This window comes from Vibrio sp. 1069 (assembly GCF_033340555.1).
Genome location: NZ_JAWOWP010000041.1, coordinates 1 through 5,951 on the forward strand (window position 1 = coordinate 1; position 5,951 = coordinate 5,951).

Consider the following 5,951-nt stretch of genomic DNA (forward strand, 5'->3'; position numbering starts at 1 on the left):
GTGGATGACCCTGATGCAGGTGAAGCGGTATTCCAACCGCAAACCGACGTTCAAGATGGCAACTGGGGTACGTTCTCTATCGATGCTGATGGCAACTGGACGTATGCGCTGAACAATAATCATCCAGACGTGCAAGCGTTAGACGCTGATAGCGATCCGGTGACTCGCACCATGACAGTGACGTCTGCAGATGGCACGACTCATGACGTGGTCGTGACGATCACGGGCTCAGACGACAAAGCGATCATCACACCAGATCAACCGGGTGATGATAAAGGCGCGGTTCAAGAAGACGTAACGCTGACCACTGGCGGCAACCTAAACGTGGATGACCCTGATGCAGGTGAAGCGGTATTCCAACCGCAAACCGACGTTCAAGATGACAATTGGGGTACGTTCTCTATCGATGAGCAAGGTAACTGGACGTATAAGCTGAACAATAATCATCCAGACGTGCAAGCGTTAGGCGCCGATAGCGATCCGGTGATTCGCACCATGACAGTAACATCTGCGGACGGCACGACTCATGACGTGGTCGTGACGATCACGGGCTTAGACGACAAAGCGATCATCACACCAGACCAACCGGGTGATGATAAAGGCGCGGTTCAAGAAGACGTAACGCTGACCACTGGCGGCAACTTAAACGTGGATGACCCTGATGCAGGTGAAGCGGTCTTCCAGCCCCAAACCGACGTTCAAGATGACAATTGGGGTACCTTCTCGATCGATGAGCAAGGTAACTGGACGTATAAGCTGAACAATAGCCACCCAGACGTGCAATCGTTAGACGCCGATAGCGATCCGGTTATTCGTACCATGACAGTAACATCTGCAGATGGCACGACTCATGACGTGGTTGTGACTATTACAGGTAACAACGATGCTCCTGAATTTATTAGTGGAACGAATGATAGCCACGGCCTAGATGAAGATGGCAAAGCCGATACCGATAGTTACCAATTTAGCATTAATGAGAATGCTGTTGCTGGCGTAATTGGGCAGGTTGAGGCATTTGATGTCGATAAAGGTAGCAATGTAACTTATCAGTTAACCAACCATACTGACCTTTTTGAAATAAACAGTCACACAGGTGAGATCAGCGTTAAAAGTGGCGTAGTCTTTGACCATGAAACGTCAGATAGCTACCAACTATTGGTAGAAGCTGAAGACCAGTCTGGGGCAAAGGATACGGCTAACGTCAATGTCGTGATAAATGACATTAACGAAGCTCCAATCGCTGAAGATGACAAAGGTATTGAGAAAGAGACTAAGGTTTTAGATCACACGAACTGGGACGACAGTGCAGATATTAGTGTGGACTACTACATCGTTGATACCAACACAGGTAACAAAATCGGTGACGCTAACAAGGCGGATTACACTGGTGACGGTGGTACGCATAAGTATGGGGTTAGCTCTTCCTTAGATGGTGGTACGGATCAGGTAAAAGACGGTCAAATTGGATTCGATGATGCTACTTCACACAGTGAGGCTATGCGTTTCACTTTCGCTGATGGACAAGTCGCAGATCATGCTAAAGTTCAAGTTGAAAATCTTTGGAGCTCTTGGGAGCCTGGAGTTGAGCGCGGTGTTTGGAAGGCTTACTACAAAGGTGAGGTTGTCGCTTCGGGAGTATTTGAAGGAACTGGCAATCGTAAGCAAGTTGTAAGTATTGATGCGGATGGTCGATATTTTGATAGCATTGAAATGTCAGCCGTGGGTTACAAAGATGGCTTGGTTGATCCTAAGGGGTCGGAGTACTTTGTAACACAAGTTTCTGCCGATTTGACGAGCTTTGATGAGGACTATCAAACAACAGGAGCCGGTATTCTAGAGCTGGATGTGTTAGCGAATGATAGCGATCCAGACGGTGACGAACTGACTATTATTAACTACCCACAAACAGAATATCTAAACTTAATAGATGGCAAATTGGTGTTTGATGCAGCCAAATATCTTGAATCATTGCCAGAAGATCAGCGCACGATTAAGACTGGGGAAATAAAGGAATACTCATTTGAATACGTCATTGAAGATGCGGATGGTCTGACTGATAAAGCTGAAGTAACAGTGCATGTAGTAGGTGAGCCTATTTCATTGGATGATTCGCATATCATGCTCGATGAGTCTGCAGTTGGTGCGAGTTCTGGCGTACATGCTGAAGGTGATTTAGTTGCCAACCTTGGTTCTGCATCAGATGCTGAGTTCCGATTTGATTCTGAACAGAATCTGGAGACCGTTACCAGTGAAGGCAAGCCAGTGGTGTTTGAAGTGAGTGATGATCGCGGTACTTTAACCGGATATGTTGGCTCAGGTGATGATAAGGTCAAAGTCATTGAAGCGAGCATTGATGGTAAAACTGGGCATTATACCGTCGAGCAATATGAGCCAGTAGATCACTCGGAACTCGGTGCTGACACATTAGATATCCCTGTTAGCGTTCAAGTGGATGCGGGTGGCCGAGTTGAAAATGCAACTTTGCACCTTGGTGTTGTTGACTCTCTACCTTCAGTTAATTCAGAGCACCATGAAATCATGGATGTTGATCCACAAAACAACAGTGTTGTTATCGCGTTAGATGCATCGGGTTCGATGTGGGATGACATGGTTAAAAACGAGCAAGGCGTTGAAGTTACTCGCTGGGACCTAGCACGCAGTGCAATTAAGACCATGTTTGAAAAGTATGATGATCTTGGTGACGTTCGATTTAAGATTGCGACGCACTCAGGTTATCCAGATGGTCAAACGTCTGAATGGCTAGAATCTGTGGATGAGATTGATGCTTACTTGGATTCAATTGGTCGTGGTGGCTGGACGCCATATAGCCAAGCGATTGACCAGGTAAATGCTGCCTTAACTGACCTTAGCCAAGAAACAGATGACACTAGCAATCATCAGCTTTACTTTATTTCGGATGGTGCGCCAAGCGACTTCAATTCATGGACAAATACGTCAGATCCGGCATATACAGAGTTGCGCGAGAGCTTAATGAAGTGGTCTACAGCAGACGATTTTGAAAGTGAGCAGCGCTACGAGTACTTAGCTAATGGTTGGGATCAACCGACAGACGCTGAGCAAAGCATCATTCTTGAAAATGCGATGGATCGCAGTATCGATTCGAGTGGTGCATCTTTAGAGAACATCTGGTCAATTGGTATTGGCGCTGGTGCGGATATGAAATATCTAGAACCAGTTGCAACCGATAAAGGCTCTGCACTGGTAGTAACTGATGACTCACAAATAGAGGGGCTTCTGAACAAAACAGTATCAGGGCAGCTTCAGAGCAATCTTCTAGATGATATTAATGGCGATAGCCAATGGGTGGATCAAATTGAAGTTGATGGTGAAACCTATCATTACAATAAAGCTGATGGCACAGTAAGTGCCAGTAATGGGGCAATTATCTCTCTACACTCGTTAGCAGAGATCGACACAGAGCATGGTACGCTAACTCTTAACTTTGAAAATGGTCGCTATGACTACAAAGCGACGAATGTTAAGGGTCATCAACAAGAAAAATTCAATATCACCGTTCTCGATGCAGACGGCGATACCGCGACTGGTGAAGTGACAATCGATATTCGAGATCGCGCTCCTGAGTTTATTAGCAATACTGATGCAGATCAGACTCATGGAACCGATGTCAGCGGTATGCCAACTGCGGATAATGCAACTTTTAACGTTGCAGAGCAGGAAGCTGGATTGTTGGTGGGTAAGGTTAAAGCTTTCGACCCTGATGGTGCAGATACCATTAAATACGAGCTAAGTGGCGGTGATGCCAATTTATTCCGCGTAGATTCAAATAGCGGTGAGATTTGGCTTAAAGACGGAGTTAAGCTAGACCACTCTGTTCAGGATAGTTATCAGTTGGAAGTCACGGCGACGGATGGTACGGACAAAGACACAACTCAGGTCACTCTAAATGTAACTGAAAACCATGCCCCAACTTCATCGCCAGTACATGGCTTTGCTGAAATGGAAGACTTGCCGATTAACAAAGTGACGGTTGTGTTTGATGAATCAAACAGTATGACTCGCACATTTGATGGGCAAAATACCGTCGGTAGTGAGGCTACTGCACCCAAGACAGAATCAAGAGCTTACAAAGCTGCGGAAGCCCTTCACTCAATGGTTGAGAACATGATTGAAGAGGGTGGGCAATCCAATACTTACATTCGTTTGGTTCGCTTTGATGGAGATACGTCTACACAGAGCTGGTTAACTTTAGATCAAGTAGAGGAAATGAGCCGTCCGCCTTTGCTGAATGGACGTGATTCCAATGATCCTGAATATCTCAGCGAAGTTGCCTCTTACGTGAGTCAATGGTGTGATATTAATCACGGTACGAACACAGACTACAGCAAGGCACTAGAAGCCGTCATGGCCTTCAATGAAATAGGAACTCAATTCCCTTGGCAAGATGGCTTAGATGAAAACGGCAATTTTGATTGGGATCTGTACTTGAAAGAACAGCCAATCGAAAGTAAAGAGACCATATTCTTTATCTCTGACGGTGCACCAAACCCTAAAGAAGGTGAAACAGCAGCTCCAGATTTGAATGAACGATGGGAAGACTATAAGCAAACGCATGATGCCAAAGTTTATGGTATTGGTATTGCAACGTCAGACAATGAAAGTGCAGCCCAAGCACTGGAAGAATTGAGCGACCAAGTTGTATTTATCGATTCTGGCGAGCAGTTAGGCCAATTCCTCAATCATTTTTCACCTGAACCAATTGCTGGTGAGTTGCTGTCAGGAAGCCAAGATGCAGATGGCGACATCATGACAGTCTCTTTGGCTGATGGGGATTTCACTCTTTTAAGTGCTGATTTGCATGATGTCACCGTCGACCAAGACCTTGTTTTTTCGACGAGTCAAGTCGATGGGAGCTTACATGTTGAAACGGCATTTGGCTTGTTAGAGGTCGAGTCAAACGGCAGTTACAGCTTTACACAAAGTGATAGCTTTACCTTAGAAGGTAACCAACAAGTTGATCTTAACTTTCTCTTTAAAGTGTCAGACGGAAGAGGCGGGGTGAGTGACAACGCCTTTACTCTAACACTTAGTGAATCAGGTGCAGACGTCGCTTCTACTGAGCGTCATGCTGTCATGGGTAATGACCTGGTCAACTTGCTTGATGGTAGTGAGACTATTGATATCATGCTGGGACAAGACGGTGCAGATACCTTAAATGGCGCTGCAGGCGATGACATCCTAGTGGGTGGTCTTGGCAATGACATTCTCATCGGAGGTTTAGGGAATGATATCCTAACGGGAGGTGAAGGGAGCGATACGTTTACTTTCACCAATGAGTCTTTAAGTTCTGAAGCATCTATGGATGTCATCAAAGACTTTAATCTCGGTGAAGATAAATTAGACTTGAGTGATATTGTTTCACCAGCAGATGATGATGTGGCGGCCATGGAAGCCTTGTTGGATCACGTCAGCGCTAGTTTTGATGGTGAACAGGATACCCTCAACCTAACGATTACTAATGAGACAGGCCAATCTACATCGGTCGCACTGGAGCACTTCGACATGTCTGGCCTAGAACTGGGCGCATCAGCGACCTCGCATGAAATTGTTGACCAGTTGTTCCAACATCACGTGTTTACAACGGACTAATAATTTATCTTTGGCAAGATAACCATTAATGTTAAGCGGCATCTGAACTATTCAGATGCCGTTTTATTTTGGTTAATCCAGGGACTACATATTCTGATAACTCGGTCCACCGCCACCTTCTGGTGCTTTCCATGTAATGTTTTGCGATGGATCTTTGATGTCACAGGTTTTGCAATGCACACAATTTGCGGCATTGATTTGGAATATTCGCTCGCCTTCGACTTCTACCACTTCATACACGCCAGCAGGCTTTGTTGCGTAATTCGATGGAACTAAATCAGGAAGTTACGATCTGATCGGTTACATCAGTTAATCATCGTAGC

At 45.5% G+C, this 5,951-nt stretch carries 1 protein-coding gene and 1 pseudogene; one reads left to right on the forward strand and one right to left on the reverse strand.

What is annotated here, in order from left to right:
- Window positions 1–5,628, forward strand: a 5,628-nt coding sequence (locus tag R7040_RS24160; protein ID WP_318097234.1) for a VCBS domain-containing protein, incomplete at its 5' end; no start/stop codon positions are given.
- An 84-nt stretch (window positions 5,629–5,712) separates the two neighbouring features.
- Here the strand turns inward: R7040_RS24160 and R7040_RS24165 are convergent.
- Window positions 5,713–5,877: pseudogene (locus R7040_RS24165) on the reverse strand (4Fe-4S dicluster domain-containing protein); the annotation flags it as partial.
- Window positions 5,878–5,951 lie beyond the last annotated feature (74 nt).